Origin of the sequence: Amycolatopsis azurea DSM 43854, from assembly GCF_001995215.1 — a bacterium.
GTDB classification, from domain to species: domain Bacteria; phylum Actinomycetota; class Actinomycetes; order Mycobacteriales; family Pseudonocardiaceae; genus Amycolatopsis; species Amycolatopsis azurea.
Genome location: NZ_MUXN01000024.1, coordinates 327585 through 347379, shown reverse-complemented (window position 1 = coordinate 347379; position 19795 = coordinate 327585). Strand labels below are relative to the sequence as shown.

21 protein-coding genes are annotated in these 19795 nt (G+C 68.2%); 11 read left to right on the top strand and 10 right to left on the bottom strand.

All coding sequences use genetic code 11. The features are described 5' to 3' along the window. Positions 1-13: 13 nt before the first annotated feature. Positions 14-721 (top strand): GntR family transcriptional regulator, encoded by a 708-nt coding sequence (locus B0293_RS31815; RefSeq protein ID WP_005151199.1) that lies wholly within the window; start codon positions 14-16, stop codon positions 719-721. Between the two features lie 66 nt (positions 722-787). On the opposite strand, the gene B0293_RS31810 is transcribed toward B0293_RS31815, so the two are convergent. Beyond that, positions 788-1864 (bottom strand): epoxide hydrolase family protein, encoded by a 1077-nt coding sequence (locus B0293_RS31810; RefSeq protein WP_005151201.1) that lies wholly within the window; start codon positions 1862-1864, stop codon positions 788-790. A gap of 96 nt (positions 1865-1960) precedes the next feature. Between B0293_RS31810 and B0293_RS31805 the strand changes: the two genes are divergently transcribed. Together B0293_RS31805 and B0293_RS31800 are read left to right on the top strand one after the other, a co-directional pair. Beyond that, positions 1961-2416, top strand: a complete 456-nt coding sequence (locus B0293_RS31805; RefSeq protein WP_005151205.1) for a MarR family winged helix-turn-helix transcriptional regulator — start codon at positions 1961-1963, stop codon at positions 2414-2416. A gap of 149 nt (positions 2417-2565) precedes the next feature. Then, positions 2566-3786: a hypothetical protein gene (locus B0293_RS31800; protein WP_245191825.1), complete on the top strand. Its 1221-nt coding sequence runs from the start codon at positions 2566-2568 to the stop codon at positions 3784-3786. Positions 3787-3834: 48 nt separating this feature from the next. Here B0293_RS31800 and B0293_RS31795 read toward each other — a convergent pair whose 3' ends face one another. Beyond that, positions 3835-4347 carry a CGNR zinc finger domain-containing protein gene (locus B0293_RS31795; RefSeq protein WP_005151209.1) on the bottom strand — a complete coding sequence of 171 codons (513 nt, stop codon included), beginning with the start codon at positions 4345-4347 and terminating at the stop codon, positions 3835-3837. Between the two features lie 25 nt (positions 4348-4372). On the opposite strand from B0293_RS31795, the gene B0293_RS31790 reads away from it, so the two are divergent. Then, on the top strand, positions 4373-4561 hold the full coding sequence (locus tag B0293_RS31790; RefSeq protein WP_005151211.1) for a hypothetical protein: 189 nt from the start codon (positions 4373-4375) through the stop codon (positions 4559-4561). 10 nt (positions 4562-4571) lie between these two features. On the opposite strand, the gene B0293_RS31785 is transcribed toward B0293_RS31790, so the two are convergent. The 3 genes from B0293_RS31785 to B0293_RS31775 form a co-directional block, all read right to left on the bottom strand. Continuing rightward, positions 4572-6023, bottom strand: coding sequence for an amidase (locus B0293_RS31785; RefSeq protein ID WP_005151212.1), 1452 nt, complete (start codon positions 6021-6023; stop codon positions 4572-4574). An 81-nt stretch (positions 6024-6104) separates the two neighbouring features. Continuing rightward, on the bottom strand, positions 6105-6530 hold the full coding sequence (locus B0293_RS31780; protein WP_005151213.1) for a nucleoside deaminase: 426 nt from the start codon (positions 6528-6530) through the stop codon (positions 6105-6107). Between the two features lie 2 nt (positions 6531-6532). Further along, positions 6533-7396 (bottom strand): TIGR03619 family F420-dependent LLM class oxidoreductase, encoded by an 864-nt coding sequence (locus tag B0293_RS31775; RefSeq protein WP_005151216.1) that lies wholly within the window; start codon positions 7394-7396, stop codon positions 6533-6535. Between the two features lie 92 nt (positions 7397-7488). Between B0293_RS31775 and B0293_RS31770 the strand changes: the two genes are divergently transcribed. Next, positions 7489-7935, top strand: coding sequence for an Lrp/AsnC family transcriptional regulator (locus B0293_RS31770; protein WP_005151221.1), 447 nt, complete (start codon positions 7489-7491; stop codon positions 7933-7935). 25 nt (positions 7936-7960) lie between these two features. On the opposite strand, the gene B0293_RS31765 is transcribed toward B0293_RS31770, so the two are convergent. Both B0293_RS31765 and rox read right to left on the bottom strand, forming a co-directional pair. Then, the gene (locus B0293_RS31765) at positions 7961-8350 is read right to left on the bottom strand and encodes a VOC family protein (protein WP_039915558.1); all 390 of its coding nucleotides are present in this window, start codon (positions 8348-8350) and stop codon (positions 7961-7963) included. A gap of 68 nt (positions 8351-8418) precedes the next feature. Next, entirely contained in the window at positions 8419-9846 is a 1428-nt protein-coding gene (gene rox, locus B0293_RS31760) for a rifampin monooxygenase (RefSeq protein WP_005151224.1), read from the bottom strand. Positions 9847-10315: 469 nt separating this feature from the next. Here rox and B0293_RS31755 point away from each other — a divergent pair, with 469 nt between their 5' ends. Both B0293_RS31755 and B0293_RS31750 read left to right on the top strand, forming a co-directional pair. Next, a complete protein-coding gene (locus B0293_RS31755; RefSeq protein WP_005151227.1) occupies positions 10316-10990 on the top strand; it encodes a TetR/AcrR family transcriptional regulator in 675 nt (224 codons plus the stop codon). Beyond that, positions 10987-12120: an FAD-dependent oxidoreductase gene (locus B0293_RS31750; protein WP_005151229.1), complete on the top strand. Its 1134-nt coding sequence runs from the start codon at positions 10987-10989 to the stop codon at positions 12118-12120. The genes B0293_RS31755 and B0293_RS31750 overlap by 4 nt, the downstream gene beginning before the upstream one ends. Here B0293_RS31750 and B0293_RS31745 read toward each other — a convergent pair. Next, the gene (locus B0293_RS31745) at positions 12111-12719 is read right to left on the bottom strand and encodes a CGNR zinc finger domain-containing protein (RefSeq protein WP_005151232.1); all 609 of its coding nucleotides are present in this window, start codon (positions 12717-12719) and stop codon (positions 12111-12113) included. The two genes, B0293_RS31750 and B0293_RS31745, sit on opposite strands and share 10 nt — an antisense overlap. A 98-nt stretch (positions 12720-12817) precedes the next feature. Between B0293_RS31745 and B0293_RS31740 the strand changes: the two genes are divergently transcribed. Further along, the gene (locus B0293_RS31740; RefSeq protein ID WP_005151236.1) at positions 12818-13585 is read left to right on the top strand and encodes an MBL fold metallo-hydrolase; all 768 of its coding nucleotides are present in this window, start codon (positions 12818-12820) and stop codon (positions 13583-13585) included. A gap of 15 nt (positions 13586-13600) precedes the next feature. Here the strand turns inward: B0293_RS31740 and B0293_RS31735 are convergent, their stop codons facing one another. After that, positions 13601-14185, bottom strand: a complete 585-nt coding sequence (locus B0293_RS31735; RefSeq protein ID WP_005151237.1) for a class I SAM-dependent methyltransferase — start codon at positions 14183-14185, stop codon at positions 13601-13603. Positions 14186-14273: 88 nt separating this feature from the next. Here B0293_RS31735 and B0293_RS31730 point away from each other — a divergent pair, with 88 nt between their 5' ends. Both B0293_RS31730 and B0293_RS31725 read left to right on the top strand, forming a co-directional pair. Beyond that, the gene (locus B0293_RS31730) at positions 14274-14870 is read left to right on the top strand and encodes a helix-turn-helix domain-containing protein (RefSeq protein WP_005151240.1); all 597 of its coding nucleotides are present in this window, start codon (positions 14274-14276) and stop codon (positions 14868-14870) included. Between the two features lie 18 nt (positions 14871-14888). Next, positions 14889-15635, top strand: a complete 747-nt coding sequence (locus B0293_RS31725; RefSeq protein ID WP_039915469.1) for a dienelactone hydrolase family protein — start codon at positions 14889-14891, stop codon at positions 15633-15635. Between the two features lie 365 nt (positions 15636-16000). Here B0293_RS31725 and B0293_RS31720 read toward each other — a convergent pair whose 3' ends face one another. Continuing rightward, entirely contained in the window at positions 16001-18982 is a 2982-nt protein-coding gene (locus tag B0293_RS31720; protein WP_005151243.1) for a family 16 glycoside hydrolase, read from the bottom strand. Between the two features lie 234 nt (positions 18983-19216). Between B0293_RS31720 and B0293_RS31715 the strand changes: the two genes are divergently transcribed. Continuing rightward, positions 19217-19771 (top strand): dihydrofolate reductase family protein, encoded by a 555-nt coding sequence (locus B0293_RS31715; RefSeq protein WP_005151245.1) that lies wholly within the window; start codon positions 19217-19219, stop codon positions 19769-19771. Positions 19772-19795: the final 24 nt, after the last annotated feature.

Below are 19795 nucleotides of genomic sequence, written 5' to 3'. Positions count from 1 at the left end.
GAAGGAGGGACACATGGCTTCCCCGCGGAAGTCCGGACGGCAGCCGCTCGCCGACCGGATGTACGAGGTGCTACTGGGTCAGTTCACCGACGGTCGATGGTCCGCGGGCGAACCGGTCAACATCGGTGCGTTGTCACGCGAACTCGACGTCAGTCAGACCCCGCTCCGGGAGGCACTGGCGAGGCTGGAGCACACCGGGCTCGTCCGCCGCGAGGCGCTCAAGGGTTACCGGGTCGCCCCTCTGCTCACCGAGTTCGAGCTCGTCAAGCTGATGGACGCCCGGCTGGTCCTCGAACCCGCGCTCGCCTACGAAGCCGCCCGCCGGACGACGCCCGAGTTCCTCGCTGAGGTCCTGGAGAGCGTCGACGATCTCGCGCGCGCGGCCACCTCGCCTGCCACCGCGGCCTTCAGCGCCTACTGGACGATCGACGAACGCTTCCACCTGCTCATCGCCGCTCAGGCGGACAATCCGTTCCTGGAGAAGGCTTATCGGTCGCTCGGTGGCCAGGTGCAGCGGTTCCGGTTCTTCGCCAAGCTCGGCTCGGCCAGGGGAGCGCCCGGACTGGCGGCGGAGGAACACCGCGCCGTCTACGACGCTTTGGTGGCGGGGGAGGCCGATGAAGCGGCCGCGCGGATGCGAGAACACATCGAGAACGCGAAGCAGCGTGTCCTGGAGGACCGCAGATCGGTCGAGGCGACCGAAGTCCCCTCCGGTCGCTGACTAATCAAAGTGTATAACGCCCTATACTGCTCGGAACGGCTCAAAAACTGCTGTAGACCATCAGAATCAAAGACCAGCAAAGAAGACGCGGATGTCCTCGGCGAGCAGGTCCGGCACTTCCATCGCGGCGAAGTGGCCACCGCGTTCGAACTCCGACCAGTGCCTGATGTCGTAGAGCCGCTCGGCGAGCGGTCGCACCGACTGCGTGATGTCGTGCGGGAACACGGCCACGCCGAGCGGTACTCGGCAGGGTGTGTTTCCTCGCTGAGTGTCGTGGTGCAGTCGGCCGGAGGATGCCGCGGTGGCAGTCAGCCAGTACAGCGAGACGTCGGTGAGCATCCGGTCGTCGCCGACCGGCGAACGAGGATCCGTCCACTGTGCGAACCGTTCGGCGATCCAGGCCAGCTGGCCGACCGGTGAGTCGGTCAGCGCGTAGCCGATGGTCTGCGGAGTGGTGGCCTGCAATGCCTGGTACGGCGGGCGATTCGTCATCAGCCGCCGGACCTTGTCCAGCCTGGCTTCGTCCTCTTCGGACAGTTCGAGGCCGGCGTCCGGATCCGGCCTGGTCGGCAGGTAGTTCACGTGCACCCCGACGACCTGCTCCGGCGCCACCGCGCCGAGCGCCATCGAGATCCCCGAGCCGAAGTCGCCGCCCTGGGCCCCGTAACGCTCGTATCCGAGGCGGCGCATCAGTTCGGCCCAGGCTCGGGCGATCCGGTCGGTGCTCCAACCGCGTTCGTGGGTCGGGCCGGAGAAGCCGTAGCCCGGGATGGACGGGATCACCAGGTGGAAGTCGCGTGACAGCGGCTCGATCACGTCGAGGAATTCCAGGAACGAGCCGGGCCAGCCGTGGGTGAGGATCAGCGCGAGCGCGTCCGGGTTCGCGGACCGGATGTGGACGAAGTGGATGTCCTGGCCTTCGATCTCGGTCGTGAAGTGCGGAAGCTCGTTGAGTTCGGCTTCGTGGGCGCGCCAGTCGTAGCCGGTGCGCCAGTGTTCGGCCAGCTCTCTGAGTCTTGCCAGCGGGAAGCCGTAGTCCCAGCCGGCGTCGGCGACCTCGTTCGGCCAGCGGGTGCGGGAAAGCCGGTCGTTCAGGTCGTCGAGGTCCGGTTGGGGGATGTCGATGCGGAAGGGCTTGATCATGCGCCTGCGCTCCATTGATCGTTGGGCGACTAAACGTTTGTGCGCCCAACGGTACCGCAATCGTTCGGGCACCCAACGATTCGTTAGACTCGTCACATGGCGAACCCCTCGGAAGAGCCGCACGCCCGGTGGCAGGAGCTGCCCAGCTGGCTGCTCACCCAGACCGCGAACCACGCGCATCGCCTGGTGACCGACGGGTTCTCCGCCGTGGACGCCCGCGGCTATCACTTCCGGGTGCTGGCGACGTTGGACGAGTTCGGGCCCGCGAGTCAGGCCGCGCTGGGCCGTCGCAGCGGCATCCACGTCAGCGAGATGGTCGCGACGATCAACGAGCTCGCCGAGCGTGATCTGGTCGAGCGCGCCCCGGACCCGGCCGATCGGCGGCGCAACGTCATCACATTGACCTCCGCGGGCAAGAAGCAGCTGCGACGGCTGGAAAAGCAGCTGGCCGAGCGTCAGGACGAACTGCTGGCGCCGTTGTCGGCCGACGAGCGGAAGCGGTTCACCGAGCTGCTCACGAAGCTGCTGGACCACCACGACCGGCGGTCGTGAGTGAAAAGTGTCGTTAGAACGACCCAAAACACTCACGACCCGATCGAGGTGGGGTCACAAGCCCGGTTTGTGGCCTTTCCCACGTACTTCGGCCTGCGAATCTTCGAGATCGAACGGCGAAATGACTTCGTATTGTGGACACTCTGAGCGTGCTTCGTGAAGTCGACGACCTTGATCAGCCCGCCGTTCCCGAGACGGCGCCCCGGCAGGAGCGTCCGGCGCGTGTGTTCGAGAGAGTCCTCGACAGGCTCGCGCGGTCGCCCTACCCGCGGGCGATCTTGCTCTATCTCGTGATCCGCACGGCGAGTGTCCAGTTGCTCGATCTGCTGGCCGCCCGGCGTGGTGCGTCGCTGACCGATCGGCTGACCGCGTGGGACGGGCAGTGGTACCTGCGGCTGGCGGTACACGGGTACGCAGATCTGCCGGGGACGTTGGACGCGGCGAGGCAGCCGTATTCGGACGCGCCGATGGCGTTCTTCCCGCTGTATCCGAAGCTCGTCGGTGCGGTGATGTGGCTCGGGTTCGACGTGATCACCGCGGCGCTGGCGGTGTCGGTGCTGGGTGGTCTGGTGCTGGCGTGCGGGTTGATCCGGATCGGGCGGGCGGTGTCGCCGGATCGGGGTGATCGGACCGGGTTGCTGCTCGTGGCGTTGTGGGCCGGGGCGCCGATGGCGATCGTGTTCTCGATGGCCTACACGGAGGCGGTGTTCTGCGCGTTCGCGGTGTGGGCGCTGGTGGGTGTGCTGGAGCGGCGCTGGTTGCTGGCCGGGTTGTGCGCGTTCGGGGCTGGGTTGTCGCGGTCGACGGCGGTGGTGCTGGTCGCGGTGGTGGTCGTCGCGGCGTTGATCGCGGTCTTCCGGCGTTCCGAGAAGCGCTGGTGGGCGTTGGTGGCCGCGGTGATCGCGCCGTTGGGGGTGGCGGGGTACCTGGGGTTCGTCGCGTACCGCACCGGGAGCTTGACCGGGTGGCAGGACATCGAGTTGCGGGGTTGGAACACGGAGTTCGACTTCGGGGTGGAGACCGCGGACTCGGTGCTGACGCGGTTGGTCGGCGACGAGTCGGTGTTCAGCACGCTGACGGTGCTGTTGCTGCTGGGTGCGGTGGCGCTGGCCGTCGTGGCGGTGTTCGTCCGGGTGCCATGGCCGTTGACGCTGTACGGCGCCGGGGTGTTGTTGCTGGCGATCGGGACGCGGGGGCTGCCGGACGCGAAGATCCGGTTCATCCTGCCCGCTTTCCCGGTGCTGATCCCGATCGCGATCGGGTTGTCGAAGCGGCGGACGGTCACGGCGGTGGCGGCTGCGGCGGCGTGGGTGGTCCTGGGCGCATGGTTCTCGGCGCATGCCCTGACGGCGTGGCGGTACGCGATCTAGGCCGTGTCCTGTAAGTCTGTTCGATGAACATGACTTGCAGGACACGGCCTAGCTCGCTTGCCGATTGCGGTGGTCGGCGACGTGGACCCTGGTGGCGCAGCGGGTGGAGCAGAACCGGCGGCGTCCGTTGCGGGAGATGTCGACGTAGACCGTTTCGCAGCCTTCGCGTGAGCAGACGCCGAAGCGGTCTGGTGCGTCGCAGACGAGGTGTGCGAGTCCGCCGGCGGTGTAGGCCCGGACCCGGGGGACGGTGCCGGCGTGGGCGTCCACGTAGTGCAGGTGGGGTGCTTTGCCGTCGTGGGTGGAGATGTAGGGCTTGGACGCGGAGTCGTGAAGCAGGGCGTTGACGAGGTCGACGCGTGCGGCGGGGTCCGCTTCGAAGACGTGCCTGAGTCTGGTGGTCCAGGCGTTGATCTCGGTCGCTTCGTCGTCCTCCACGGCGGCGACGGTCATGCGGTCTTTGAAGATCGAGGTCAGGGTGGCGGGGGCGGCGGTGTCGCCGTGGTTGATCAGTTCGGCGGCGATCTGTGCCGCCGCCCCGCCGTAAGGGTTGAAGTGCATTGACCCATTACAGCACGATCGGGTCATGGAATCGAATCTGTGCCCGCGGTGCGGTTGGCCGCTGGCGGAACTGCCCGGAAGCGTGTCGAAGTCCCAGCGGGTCTCCGGCGGGAGGCTGGAGTACGTCCGGTGCCTGTGCGGGAGCTGGCTCGCGCGCGTGGACGGTGTCGTGATCGGGGCGACCAAGTCCCAGCTGGGACTTGGTCGCCTCTGACGACGGTGCGCTACCTCGGTGCCTGGAAGCCGCCGATCCGCTGCTCGAGCAGTTCGGCGAGTCGCAGCGGGGTGCGGTCCTCGAACATCGGGCCGATCAGCTGCACGCCCACCGGTAAGCCCTCGGCGGACCGGCCCGTCGGGACGGCGGTGGCGGGCAGGCCGGGCATGGTGGCCAGACCGGCCCAGACGAGCTGTTCGAAGAAGGGATACTCGGCGCCGTCGATGTCGATCCGGCGTTGCAGCAGGTCGGGGTCGTGGTCGTGCGGGAACGCGGGAGTCGGCGTGATCGGGCACACCACCGCGTCGAATTCGGCGAAGAACCGTCGCCAGCCGTGGCGGTGGAGTTCGCGCCGGTTGTTCACTTCGAGCCAGTCGCGGTGGCTGAACACCATCCCCCGCAGTCGCGCCGCGTCGAGGCTCTGGTCGTCCGCGCTCAGCCCGGCGGCTTGGATCCGGAGCTGCTCGTACTCTTCGACGGGGAAACGCGCGACGGATCCGGAGAACAGCAGCAGCGTGTAGAGCGTCGCGGCTTCGGCCAGGTCCGGCAGCAGCGGACTGTGCCGTTCGACGCGGGCGCCGCCGTCGGCGAGCGCGTCGGCCACGCGGTTCACCCCCGCCCGCACGGCGGACCCGGTCGGCAGGAACGGATGCTCGTCGAGGACGAGGACCCGGAAGTCTTCCAGCCGCTGGTGGCGTGCGGGCGGAAGGGCCACGTCATAGGCCAGGCCGTACGTCAGCGGGTCCGGCCCGGCCATGACGTCGAGCAGGAGCGAGAGGTCGCGGGCGGTGCGCGCCATCGGCCCGGCGACGGCGAGGTCGAGTTCGATCGGCCATGCCGGGGCGTCCGGCGGGACCATCCCGCGCGTCGCGGCCAGCCCGACGGTCGGCTTGTGCGCGTAGACGCCGCAGAAGTGGGCGGGGGTGCGCAGCGAGCCGGCGAGGTCGGTGCCGATGGACAAGGCGCCGAACCCGGCCGCCAGGGCCGCCGCCGACCCGCCGGAGGACCCGCCGGCCGTGCGCTCGTGGTCCCACGGGTTGTTGGTGGTGCCGTAAAGCTCGTTGAAGCTTTGGAGGTCTTGCAGTCCCAAAGGGACGTTGGTCTTACCGAGCACCACCGCTCCGGCGGCACGAAGCCGCGCCACCTGCACGGCGTCCTCGGCGGGCAGGTGATCCCGGTACGCCGGCATGCCCCAGGTCGTCGGGAGCCCGGCGATGTCGTAGCACTCCTTGACCGTCACCGGGACACCGAGCAGCGGCCTGTCCTCGCCGCGGGCGCGGGCCTGGTCGGCGTCGCGCGCCGCGGCCCGCGCCCGGTCGAAGTCCGGTACGCAGATCGCGTTGATCGCCTTGTCGTCCCGCTCGATCCGGTCGATCGCCTCGTCGGTCAGCTCCACCGATGTCACTTCGCCTGCCTGCAAAGCGGCCGTGAGTTCTTCCGCGGTGGGGAAATTCAACTCCATGAATCGACCGTATAGACCCTTGCGGGTAGTCATAAAATGCTGATTCGCGCAACGGATTACGGAATGCCGGAGTGAAGTCCGTCAGGTGTAGTAGCCGGCCACCGGGACGCGGGCCTCGTCGTACAACGCGGGTCCTTCCAGTCGCACGCCGGGTCCGGTCGCGGGCGGTTTGAGGGCGTTGACCTGTTCGCCGGAAAGGGCGAACACGACCCGGCCGAGGCCGGAGCGTTCGATGGCGCCCTGGCACATCCCGCACGGCTGGCAGCTGGTGTACATCGTCGTCTCCGCCGCGGCGGCGGGCTCCAGTTCGCGCGCGGCCCACACGGCGAGCTTCAGCTCCGGGTGCAGGCTGATGTCCGATTGCGACACCGTGGTGTTGTGGTCCTCGGCCAGCACCGTGCCGTCCGGGCCGACGAGCAGCGAGCCGAACGGCGGGTCGCCGTCGGCGCGGGACTTCGCGGCGAGCTCGATGGCGCGGCGGAGGAACTTCTCGTCTTCTTCGGTCATGTTCAGTCCTGTTCGGTTCGGTATCGGCCCAGTTCCCAGTGGGCCGCCACGGTCGCCAAAGCCTGCCATGCGGACTCCGGGCGCAGGGTCTCTTCGGGATCACCGGAGAACGGATCGAGCACGACCGTCTCGGCGCCGAGGTGGCGGAGCCGGTCGAGGTCGTCGACGATCTGCTCGATCGTGCCCTCTCCGGCGAGGCGATCGGGTCCGGTGATCGGTTTCGCGGTGATGTTCAGCAGGATCCGCGGGGTGAAGGCGGGGACGGGCCGATCGTGGGCGTCGGCGATGGTCTTGACCCTGGTGAGCGCTTCGGTGAGCCAGGGGAGGGTGGTCCGCAGCGGGTGCCAGGCGTCGCCGACCCGGACGGCGCGGCGGATCCCGGCGTCGCTGTTGCCGCCGACCCAGATCGGGATGTCGCCGGCGCGGTAGTCGGCGTCGTCCGACCATGCCTTCCGGACGGCGTCGAGGTGGTCGTCGGTCAGCCGTCCGCGTTTCTCGAACGGGACACCGAGCGCTTCGAACTCCTGGCGGGCCCAGCCGGACGCGACGCCGAGCACGAGCCGTCCGCCGCTGAGCTGGCTGAGGTTCGCGGCCATGCGGGCGATCAGCAGGGGATGCCGGTACGGGACGATGAGCACGGTGGTGCCCAGCCGGATCCGGCTCGTCACACCGGCGAGCCACGACAAGGTGGTGAACGGTTCGTAGAACGGCGCCGGGTACTGCTCGGCGACGTCGGGGGTGATGGCGACGTGGTCGGACACCATGAGCAGGTCGTAGCCGAGGCCTTCGACCGTGGTGGCCCAGCCGCGGAGGATCCCGGGGTCGGTCCCCGGTCCGAAATTCGGGACGTTGACACCTATTCGCACAGGTCAAGGCTATCGACGCAGCCCAAAACCGGGAAGGGATCTTTCCCGGCATAACGGCCTTCGCGCCGTGGATCTGCCGGTAATCTGGGCTGATGGCCGAGACTCTCGACGCGACGGACTGGGCGATCCTGGTGGAGCTCCAGAAGGACGGGCGGCTTCCGCTCACCGAGCTGGGCAAGCGGGTGAGCCTGAGCGCGTCGGCGACGACGGAACGGGTCAAGCGGCTGGAGTCGGCCGGGGTGATCACCGGTTACCGCGCCGAGGTCGATCTGGAGAAGGCCGGGTATGTGGTGCTCGCGGTGGTGCGGCTGAAGTACCCGGGCAGTAAGCACGCGCCGTTGCACAAGCTCCTGTCGGAGCGGACCGAGATCCTCGAATGCCTCCGGACGACCGGAGACGACTGCTATTCGCTGAAGATCGCGGCGCCGTCGATGGGGCGGCTGGAGGAGATCGTCAACGAGCTGGCGCTGTTCGGGAGCACGAACACCAACATCGTCTACAACCAGACGCTGCCCTACCGGGGGCCGCAGGGCCCGTGACCGGTGCGGTCACGGGCCCGTTCGGTCAGCCTCGGCTCGCCGTCTCCCAGATGCCGGTGACGTTGCCTTCGGGATCCTTGAAGTAGGCGGAGAAGCCCATGTCGCCGACCGCGGTCCGGCCGACGAGGATCGAACCGCCCTGTTTCTCGATGACCGAGAGCGTGTCGTCGATGCTGTCGACCTCGACGACGATCACCGGGCCGGACGCGGCGCTGAACTTCTTGTCCAGCATCCCGCCGTTGATGAAGCCCGGCTCCGCGGGCATCCCGGTGTCGGCGGTCGGCCCCGAGGCGACCATCGTGTAGTCCATCCCCGGCGGGATGTCGGTCTTCCAGCCGAAGACTTCACGGTAGAACTCGCGTGCGCGCTCGCCGTCCTCGAAGGGGATCTCGAAGTGCACGACTCGTCCGGTCATCGTCATCAGCTCCTGTCGTGGCAACGGGTTCGGAACGCCACCAGCCAATAGCCGGTGGCCCCGGCGCACTAGAGGACTTGGCCCTCTCCGAACCACCGGCGCAGCGCGCCCAGGAGTTCCTGCCGGTCTTCGCCCGCCCACGCGACGTGACCGTCCGGTCGCAGCAGCACTGACGGCACGTCCAGGTTTTCGCCGGCGTCGACGACGTGGTCGACGCGATCCGCCCACTCCCGCACGGAAAGCCCGCCGGTCCGGTCGAGCAGCAGGCCGCGGCCGTCGCGCATCAACCCGTAGAGGTGCCCCTGCTCGAGTTCGAGGTCCCGCATGCGGCGGCCGAGCAGTTCGTGCCCTTCGCCGAAGTCGTAGCGGATCCCGGTCGCGGTGATCTTCTCGGTCAGATAGCGGCTCACGTCCTCGAACTCCATCAGCTCCGCCAGCAGTCGCCGGACCGCCTGGGAGCCCGGGTCCAGTGACATGAGCTGCATCTGTGCGCGGGTGTTGTCCAGGACCGCGGCGGCCACCGGGTGCCGTTCGGTCTGGTAGGTGTCGAGCAGGTCCTCCGGGGCCCAGCCGTGCACGGCGGCGGCCAGTTTCCAGCCCAGGTTGAAGGCGTCCTGGACGCCGAGGTTGAGTCCTTGCCCGCCGACGGGCGGGTGGATGTGTGCCGCGTCGCCCGCCAGGAACGCGCGGCCGACGCGGTACTGCTCGGCCAGCCGGGTGGCGTCGCCGAAGCGGGAGAGCCAGCGCGGCGAGTGCACGCCGAAGTCGCTTCCGGCGATGGCCTTGAGCTGGCGTTTGATCTCGTCGAAGGACGGCGGGATCCGGGGGTCTTCGGCCAGTCCTTCGGCGGGCACGCCGACCCGGTAGACCCCGTCGCCGATCGGGGAGAGGCCGAACCTCAGTTGGGTCTTGCGGACCTCGGTCATCACGGCGAGCACTGTCTCCCAGTCCTTGGTCAGCTCCATCTCACCGAGCAGTGTCTCGGCGGTGGCGGGCTCGCCGGGGAAGTCGATCCCGAGGAGTTTGCGCACCGTGCTGCGGCCGCCGTCGCAGCCGACGAGGTAGCGCGAACGCAGCTTCGTCCCGTCGGCCAGTTCGACGTCCACCCCGTCGTCGTCCTGGCTCAGGCCGGTCACTTCGCTGCCGCGCCGGATCTCGACACCCACTTCGTCGGCGTGCTCGATCAGCAGGCGATCGGTCACGGTCTGGGGGATGCCGAGGATGTAGGCGTGGGCGCTGTCCAGCGACGGCGGCGGTTTGATGATGCCCGCGAAGGATCCGCCCACCGGGTATTTCGTTCCGTGTTCGAGGAAGCGCTCCAGCAGCCCTCGCTGGTCCATCACTTCGATGCTGCGCGCGTGCAGGCCCATGGAGCGCACGACCTTGGACTGCTCCAGGTCCTTCTCCAGGACGACCACGCGGATGCCGTGCAGCCGCAGTTCGGCGCCCAGCATCATGCCGGTCGGTCCGCCACCGGCGATGATCACGTCGATCAAGAGTTCCCCCGTGTGTCGAGCTCGTGTTTCACGGCGGGAGATTCTGCGGCACGACCGGGGTCTTGCCGCAAGCCCCCAGGTGCGTTATACGTTAGAAGTGGCAGGGAGAGCTGATCTCTCTGCCTTCGTCATTTCAGTCCGCAGTGGACGGACAAACCCCCGTTGGAAGCAAAAGTGGCGTGTTCATTCGCTCGCCCGCTCGCCTGCACGCCGACCTCGGGTGTTGCGAAAGCCACTTCCGCAACGTTGAAGGTTGCGAACGTGGCTTTCGCAACGCTTCAAGGACTCCGCCGCCGCCCACGAGGACGGACGACCCGGGGTGAAAGGGACCTTCCTCTCACGGACCTGGCACCCGACAGGACACCTTTGCCCTTTCTGCTCAATAGAAACAAACGCGTTCGATGTGACCTGCGTCGAACATGTTCGCTACGAACGTGTTCTTAACGAACATGTTCGTTAAGCTGGGAGCATGGCACCAGATAAGAGCCGCCGGGAACGACCGGCCAAGCCCGCGCTGACCCGTGACGGCATCGTCGCCGCCGCGGTCGGGATCCTGCGCGAGGAAGGCCTGCGGAAGGTCACGATGCGCCGCCTGGCGCAGGAACTCGACACCGGCGCTGCCTCGCTCTACGTCTACGTCCGCAACACCGCCGAGCTGCACGCCGCGATTCTGGACGAACTCCTCGGCACGATCCCCACGCCGTCACCCGACGGAAGCTGGCGTGACCGGCTCGAACGGCTGCTCACGGCCTACACCACGATGCTGCTGGAGTACCCCGGTCTCGCCCTGTCCGCGCTCGTGGCCCGCCCGAGCGGCGAGAACTACCTCGCACTGTGCGAAAACCTGCTCACCCTGCTCGTCGAAGGCGACGTGTCACCCGAACAGCGTGCGTGGGGGATCGACATCCTCCTGCAATACGCGACGGCGACCGCGGCCGAACACGCCGACGAGGACTCACCGGAGGACTGGGACGCGCTGGCCCGCGCACTGCGCGACGCCGACGAGGCGACCCACCCGCAGATCGCCGCCCACGCGGCCGACCTGCTCACCGGACGACCCGCGCAGCGGATGTCGTGGGGATTGCAGGTGCTGATCACCGGCATCGCCGACACCGCCGTACCACCCGAAAGGAATCGGACATGACCACACATCACCCCATCGCGATCATCGGCGCCGGCCTCAGCGGACTCACCCTGGCCCGCGTCCTGCACGTCAACGGCGTCGAAGCCGCTGTGTTCGACCTCGACGCCTCACCGTCCGCGCGGACTCAAGGCGGAATGCTCGACATCCACGAGGATTCCGGCCAGGAAGCACTCCGGGCCGCCGGTCTCCACGACGAGTTCCGAGCGCTCGTGCACCCCGGCGGCGAGGCCATGCGCATCCTCGACCAGCACGCCGTCGTGCACTTCGAAGAAGCTGACGACGGCGACGGAGGCCGTCCCGAAGTCGCCCGAGGCGATCTGAGAGACCTCTTGCTCGGCTCGCTGCCCGAGGGCACCGCGCGCTGGGGCGCCAAGGTCACCGGCACGCGCCCGCTCGGCGGCGGCAGGCACGAGGTCACCCTGGCCGACGGCACGGCGTTCACCACAGACCTGCTGATAGGCGCCGACGGCGCGTGGTCCAAGGTCCGGCCCCTGGTCTCCGACGCCCGACCGGCCTACGAGGGGATCTCCTTCGTGGAAGTGCACCTCCACGACGCCGAGAAACGTCACTCAGCGAGCGCCGCGCTCATCGGTGGTGGCATGTTCTTCGCACTCGGTGCGGCCAAAGGCTTCCTGGCCCACCACGACATCACCGGCAGCCTCCACGTCTACATCGCGCTGCAGACCGCCGAGGACTGGATCTCCACCATCGACTTCAGCGACACCGCCGCCGCCAAAACCGCCGTGCTGCGCCATTTCGACGGCTGGGACGCGGGCCTGCGCGCGTTGATCACCGACGCGGACAGCGAACTGATCCCGCGGCCGATCCACGCGCTGCCGGTCGGTCACCGCTGGGACCGGGTCCCCGGCGTCACCCTGCTCGGGGACGCCGCCCACCTGATGTCGCCGTTCGCCGGAGAGGGCGCCAATCTCGCGATGCTCGACGGCGCCGAACTCGGCCTGGCCCTCGCCGCCCATCCCGGCGACGTCGAAGCCGCACTGGGTGCGTACGAGCAGGCGTTGTTCCCGCGCAGTGAAGCCTCGGCGGCCGAATCCGCCGACAATCTCGCCCTTTGCTTCGCCGAAGACGCCCCGAAAGGGCTCCTGGACCGCTTCGCGTCCTACCGCTGAGCCGCTCCGGCCGGCTGCGAGCGCTTGGCGTAGGCGCGGGCGGCGCGAGCACGGTCACCGCAGCGCACCGAGCACCACTGACGTCGCCCGTTGCGCAGGAAGAACCGGGTGCACGGCGGCGATCCACAGGCGGCGATCCGCTCCGCGTCCGGCCCGGTCAGCAGGTCCGCGGCGTTCGCGGCCAGCGTCGCCAGCGCGTGTTCGACGATCTGGGTGATCGGATGCGACGCGGTCCGGTGCAGCCCTCGAACCGGGTCCCAGCGCAGAAGTTCCGCGGTGGGCGCCTTGCTCAGCGCTTCGTTGACGGCGTTGAGAGCGCTTTGCGGAGCCGGATCCGAACACGACCTCGACGCGAGCAGCACCCGCACCTGCTCCCGTAGTGACCGCACCAGCCCCGCGCACATCTCCTGCAGGCCGGCGTCGACCGGGGTGAGCCCCTGGGCGACGAGCCAGTCCGTCGCGGCGGCCGGGGTGCCGAGAAGATCGGTGAACTGGCCGCCCGGCAATGCGATCGTGGTGTTGGCGAGCGCCAGCGCGACGTACTCCCCGGCACCCGGCGCGGGCGGCAGGGCAGTGGCGTCGAGATCGGTGTCGTCCACGAACTCATGGTAGAGCCTCACGGAAACTCTTGCACTCTTCCGTGAGAACTGGCTAACGTTGCTCACGGAAGAACCAGAACCTATCCGTGAGGTGAACGATGACCAAGATCAGTGACCAGCTCTCCGTCCAGGTCTTCGGCGGGCCGACCGCGCTGCTCGACTACGGCGGCCTGCGGCTCCTGACCGACCCGACCTTCGACGAGCCCGGCCACTACGCCCGCCCCGATGGCAGACCGGGCCTGACCAAGACGGCCCCGGCCTCGATCGCACCCGCGGACCTCGGCCACGTCGACGCCGTCCTGCTGTCCCACGACGAGCACCCCGACAACCTCGACCACTCCGGCCGGAAACTGCTGGCCGACGTACCGCTGACCCTCACCACGCCCAGCGGCGCGGGCCGACTGGGAGGCACCGCGAAAGGGCTGGCGACCTGGGAATCGGTCGAACTGACCCGGCCGGACGGGGGAGCGGTCACCGTGACCGCCGCACCCGCGCTCCACGGACCCGAAGGCGCGGAGAAGATCAGCGGCGAGGTCGCCGGCTTCGTGCTCACCGGCCAGGGCCTGCCGACGGTCTACGTCAGCGGCGACAACGCCTCGCTCGACGCCGTCCGTCAGGTCGCCGACAAGTTCGGTCCGGTCGACACCGCCGTGCTCTTCGCCGGCGCCCCACGGCTGAAGCCGCTCTTCGACGGGGCCTTGCTCGTCCTCGACAGCGCCCTCGCCGCGGAGGCGACGCGGATCCTCGGCGCCCGCACGGTCGTCCCCGTGCACATGGACAGCTGGGAGCACTTCACCGAAGGCCGCGACGACATCGTCGCCGCGTTCACCGACGCCGGTCTGGCCGACAGGTTGCGGCTCGGCTGACCCGCGTCAACCGGCTCACGGGCGCCGGGTTGCGCGCACGACGACATCCTCCAAGGGAACCTGCCGGTCACCGTGGATCCGGCGGCACTCCTCGGCCGTGACGATCTCCCAGGCCGTCTCGTCCAGCCGTGCGGCGACGGCCGCGGCGGTGACCGACGCTTCGGCGGGGGAATGGTGACCGTGGCCGTGGGTGTGGAGGTGCCCGACGATCAGCAGCGTGCCGCCGGGCGCCACCCAGCCCGCGATCCGGTCGTAGAACTCAAGCTGAGGCATCGCCGGATGTGCGTAATGGGTCGTGACCAGGTCGAATCTCGTCTCCGGTGCCCAGTTGCCGAGGTCCGCCTCGACCCAGCGCACATGCTCGGATCCCGCACGCTCGGCGGCACGGGCCAGCACCGCGGACGAGATGTCGGCCGCGGTCACCTGCCACCCCTGGGAGGCGAGCCAGGTGGCCTCCGCGCCCTCGCCACAGCCCGCGTCCAGCGCCGTGCCCGGCTTCAGCTCACCGAGCTCGCGGGCGAGATACGGATTCGGCGGGCTTCCGGCACCGCTCAGGCGCCAGTGCTCCTCCCAGTACTCTTTGTCGAACCCGTGCGTCATCGATCGTTCCTCTCCGCTCGTCTCCGCCGATCATGGCCAGCACGAGGACGAAGTGGCAAAGTTTGTTGCCGAATGGCAAATTGGAAGCGTGGACGAGGCACTGGGCCGCACGCTCGACGCCGTCGGGCCGAGGTTGAAGCAGCTGCGGCTGCGCCAGGACATCACCCTGGCCGACCTCGCCGCGGAGACGGGCATCTCCACCAGCACTTTGTCCCGGCTCGAGGCGGGTCTCCGGCGTCCCACCCTGGAGCAACTCCTGCCACTCGCCCGCGCCCACGGCCTCACCCTCGACGAACTCGTCGACGCGCCACCGACCGGCAACCCCCGGATCAACCTGCGCCCCATCGCCTGCGCGGACGGATCGACCATCCTGCCGCTGACCCGCAGACCCGGCGGCATCCAGGCCTACAAATTCGTCCTCCCGCGTGGAGACGACAACACCGAGCCGGACCTGCGCACCCACGAGGGACACGACTGGGTCTACGTTCTCAACGGCACCCTGCGGCTGGTCCTCGGAGACCACGACCTCATCCTCGAACCCGGCGAAGCAGCGGAATTCGACACCCGGACACCGCACTGGTTCGGTGCCACCGGCGCCGGTCCCGTCGAGTACCTGAGCCTCATCGGACGGCAAGGCGAACGAGCGCACGTCCGCGCCGCGCCGAAGACCCCGCCGTCCCCGTAGAGAGAAAGGAAAAGCGTCATTCCCACCATCACGCCGAGCATTCCCACCCCGGACGGCCAGGCCGACGCCTTCGCCGCCTTCCCCGACGGCGGCGGCGAGCATCCCGGCGTCCTCCTCTACCCGGACGCCTTCGGACCACGCCCCGTCCTCTGGGACATGGCCCGCGAACTGGCCGGGCACGGGTACTACGTCCTCGTCCCCAACATCTTCTACCGGCACCGCTCGGCACCGGTGTTCGACCTTCCCGAGCACATCACCGCCGAAAACCGGTCCACGCTCTTCGGCCAGATCATGCCGCTCATCAAGGAACACACCACCGAACGCGCCCTGAGCGACGCCGAGGCCTACCTCGGCTTCCTCACCGCGCAGCCCGAGGTCAGGTCCGGACCGGTCGCCGCGATCGGCTACTGCATGGGCGCCGTCCTCGCGATGCGCACCGCGACCGCCCACCCCGACCGGATCGCCGCCGTCGCCGGATTCCACCCTGGCGCCCTGGTCACCGAAGAACCCGACAGCCCGCACCGCCAGATCCCGGCCCTCACCGCGAAAGTCCACCTCGGCCTCGCCGAGGGCGACATGACACCCGAAGCCATCACCGAGATCAGTCAGGCCTTCGACGCCGCCGGGGTCAGCTACACCTGCGAGATCTACCCCGGCACCGTCCACGGCTACACCATGGCCGACACCGACGCCTTCGACGCCGCCGGATCACAGCGCCACTGGGAGCGGCTTCTCGCCCTCCTCGACAACGGTCGTGAGTGGTAAGGACATAGGTGGTCGCGAGTGACGGTTCGGGTTCTTTGACAGCTGAGGGCGCGGAGCGTCGCTCAGGATGAAGGGTGTGTGGAAATGGGGGCGTTCAGCGTCCCTATATCCACACACCCCTTCGCGACCGGGCCGGTCACGCGGGACTGTGTGGATTTCTGGTCATCCAACGCCCCAAAATCCACACAGTCGGCGCCAAAGGGCCCGGCGTCGCGCAGATTCGCCAACCCGGCCACATCTGCTTTTGCCTCACTGGCCACAGATGACGCACCAGCCCCACCGGTCACAAGCGCGGTCCTCGCAACCTTGATCGTTGTGAAAGCCACTTTCACAACTCCTCCAGCGACACCGCTCCCGAGCCGTGGCTACAGCCGTTCCACCCACACGGTGCGGAACCTCGGGTTGTCCCCGGGATCACCGTGATCCTGCAAGCGGATCGGGGCCGGCGCCGGCTCCTCAGGACGCCCGGCCCCGGTCTTGCCGTCGATCGCGACGTCGTCGTGCACCAGTTTCCCGTTCCACCACAGACTCACCCGCGCGTCGGCGATCTTGACACCGGCGCTGTCGTAGCGTGCCTCGCGGAACCCGATGTCGTAGGTCTGCCACGTGCCCGGCGCGGTCGCGGCGTTCACGTCCGGCGCCTTCTTCGTGTAGATCGCGCCGGCGTCGTTCGTCTTCGGTGGCGTGACACCGAAAGACTCCAGCACCTGGATCTCGTAGCGCTCCTGGAGGTAGACCCCGCTGTTGCCGCGGGCCTGCCCGGTCTGCTCCGGCGGATAGTTCGGCTGATACCACTCGGCGTGCATCCGGAAGTCGCCGAACGTCTCCTTCGTCCGGATGTCACCGCCCGCCGATTCCATCGAGCCGCCGGACACCGGCCAGGTCGCCGGGCCGCCGCTCGCCGACTCCCACGCGTCGAGGTTCTTGCCGTCGAACAGCATCGTCCGTTTGGCCGGGGTGACCGTGAGCTTGTCGAGGTTCACGTGCCCGGTGTCCTGTGCCTCGTAGACGAACGCGATCGAGTTCGCCCCGGGCCGCAGCTCCGCGGACTCGACATGGGTCGCCCACTGGTTCCACGCTCCGGTGCTCGCGAGCCAGATCTGCTTCTGCTTCTTGCCGTTGACGTACAAGCTCATCGACTTGCTCACCGGATCCGGGCTCGGGTTCGGCCCGTTCGCGTACCGCAGGGCCAGATCGTGGCGCCCGCCCTTGGCGACATCCACCGCGAATGTGGTGCTCGAACCCGGCTCCCAGTTGCGATCGACGAACCCGGCACCGGAGAAGCCGGAGTGATCGGTGTTCCAGCCCGTGCCGCCGGCCAGCTGGGCCGACTCCGCTTCGTATTCGGGCGGCGGAACCGAGCCGTCCGGCAGCTTGTTCATCGTGTACCACGCCTCGGTGCTCCACAGCTCCGCGCCGGATTCCGCGGCGAAGGGACGAGGGGAGCGGAGGTGCACCACGCGGCCGGGCTTGAGACCGTCCACCTTCAGCGTCACCTTCTTGCGATCCCCGGACAATGCCGCCGAGGAAACCTTCAAGGTCTCCTCGTCCACCTTCGGACCGCCGTACTGCGGCGTCGCCACGTACCGCCACTGGGCCGCCTTGTACTTCGAGGCCAGGTCGAGCGCGGTCTTCTCCGGCAACGGCTGGGTGTACTCGATCTCGAACCCGCCGCGGATCGCGTGCACGGACCGCAAGTCGAACGCGTCGGTGCCGGTGAGCGACAGCTTTTGCAGGCCGTACTTGAGTTTGCCCTCCTGGCCCCAGTTGCCCTGCCAGCCGATGCCCCCGGTGTAGATCGCGCCGTCCGGACCGAGACTGATCCGGCTGACGCCCGATTCCAGTCCCTGCGTCATCCTGAACACCGCACCCTGGTACTCGCCGCCGACCTTCTCCAGAGACGCGCGCTGCAGACCGCCGTAGGTCACGTCACCGAAGATCATCTGCCCGGCGAACACCCCGTTGGGCAGGATCAGGGGATTGCTCGGCGAGTTGGAGATCTCCCCGTGCGGCATCCACAGCACCGGCTCCGTCACCGGCCGGTCGTCGAACGGGCCGTCGGGATTGGTGTGGTGGTTGAAGAAACGGCCCGGTTTGATCCGCACCAGCTTCGACGTCGGCACGTACGAGCCTTGGTTGTCGGTGACGAAGACGTCGCCTTCGGGGCCCCAGCCGAGGCCGTTCGGCGTCCGCAGCCCACCGGCCACAGAGGACACCTTCCCCGTCGCCTTCTCGATCTTGAGCGCGGATCCCCGATTCGGCACGGGCTGCGGATCCGCGGTCGCGCCACCGGGGATCATCGCGATACCCGTCGTGACGTAGAAGAACCCGTCGCGGTAGAGGAGACCGAACGCGAACTCGTGATAGTTGCCGCCGAACGGCCAGGTCGCGATCCTGCGTTTCTCGTCGGCGACCTCGTCACCGGTGGTGTCGACGAGCGCGGTCAGCTGATGCTTCTCCGACACGTAGACGATGCCGTCGACGTACTTGAGCCCCATCGGCTCCCGGAGATCCCCGGCGATCTTCTTCATGGTCACCCGGGACGGATCGGTCGCGCCGGTGACCCCGTCGAGCAGATAGACCTCACCGAGCACGGTCTCGCGGCCGCCTCCCCAGGTGGAGATCGCCAGCCTGCCGTCGGGTAACCAGTCCATCCCGGTCACCTGCGGCTCGAAACCCTTGGGACGCAGGTCCGTCAGCGTGTAGTTCGGATGGACCGCGTTCAGCGGCAAGCCGTCGCCGGGTGACTCGTCGACCCCCTCGCACAGCTTGCGACCGGGGGAGGTGACCCGGGTGACGTCGGCGTCGGTGCTCAGCGCCGAGGTCGGCACGAGGCTGAAACCGCTCGCGCCCGGCGGTTTCCATTCGAGTTTGAGCCGCTGGTCGTAGTCCGCGTCGAAATGGTCGATGCGCAGGGGCTGATCGCCGGCGCCGAGCTGGATCGAACCGTCCTTCGGCGTCGCACCGTGCTTGCCGCCGTGGTCGATGACCTGGGTGCCGCCGATCAGCAACCGGGCGCCGTCGTCGCTGGTGAGCTGGAAATCGTAGGTGCCCGCGGTGCCGGTCTTGAGGTAGCCGGTCACCTCGGTGACGAACCGGTCGGCGAACCCGAACTGTTCGGGCGTGGACCAGTCGATCGTCGGCATGAGCTTGTCGACGTTGGGTGTCTGGCTGGGTTTGAGGGTGCAGTACTTGTCCAGCGGGACCTGGATGTCGAACACCCGCATCGTGACACCCGGTTCCTGCGGTGGGATGTCGGGCTGCGCCGGGTTGTCGAGCTGCGTGATGGCCGGGGCGGGAAACCCGACGGCCAGGACCACGGTGAGCAGGGCGACGGGCAGCCGCATAGGGGCTCCTCCTCGGCAGGCGCGGTTCCTGGCTCCGCTGCGCAACAACCACGTCACGCCAAGCTAGCGAGAACTTTTGCACGAAGTCAACGAAAGATGGTTGGGATTTTGCGAAAGTGTTCGATCTTGTGGAATTGAGCAAGTCGCCACCGACAACGAAAGTTGTCTTGACAGTTGAAGTATTCGGGGGGAAAGTGGTCGCGGACAGGCCGGCAAGGAATGGGAAGGCACCCGATGAGAAAGCTGATCCTGGGTTTCTACGTCTCGCTCGACGGCAAGAGCGCGGACGGGGACAACGGCATCCGGGACGTCATGATGAGCATCGACGACCCCGAACAGGAGGAGTACTTCGTCAGTCAGCTGTGGGACGCGGGGGCCTTCCTCATGGGCCGCAACACCTATGAGGCCATGGCCGAATACTGGCCCGGCTCCGAGCACCCGTCCGCCAAGGCCATGAACGAGATCCCCAAGGTCGTGTTCTCCCGCACCCTGAAATCCGCCGACTGGCCCGAGACCCGGATCGCCGACGGTGACACGGCGGAGGAGATCGCCAGACTCAAGGCCGAACCCGGCAAGGACCTCGTCGCCGCCGGCGGTACCGAGTTCCTGCACTCCCTGATCAAGCTCGGCGTGGTCGACGAGTACCACCTGTGGGTACTGCCCGCCGCCACCGGCAAAGGGGCGCCACTGTTCCCGGAACTGGATCAGCCGCTGAACCTGCGCCTGGTGAAAAGCAAGGCGTTCCGCTCCGGAGTCCTGGAGCTGGTGTACGCGGCGGCCGACAAGTAAGACCCGGCGAGCGCCTGGTGAGTC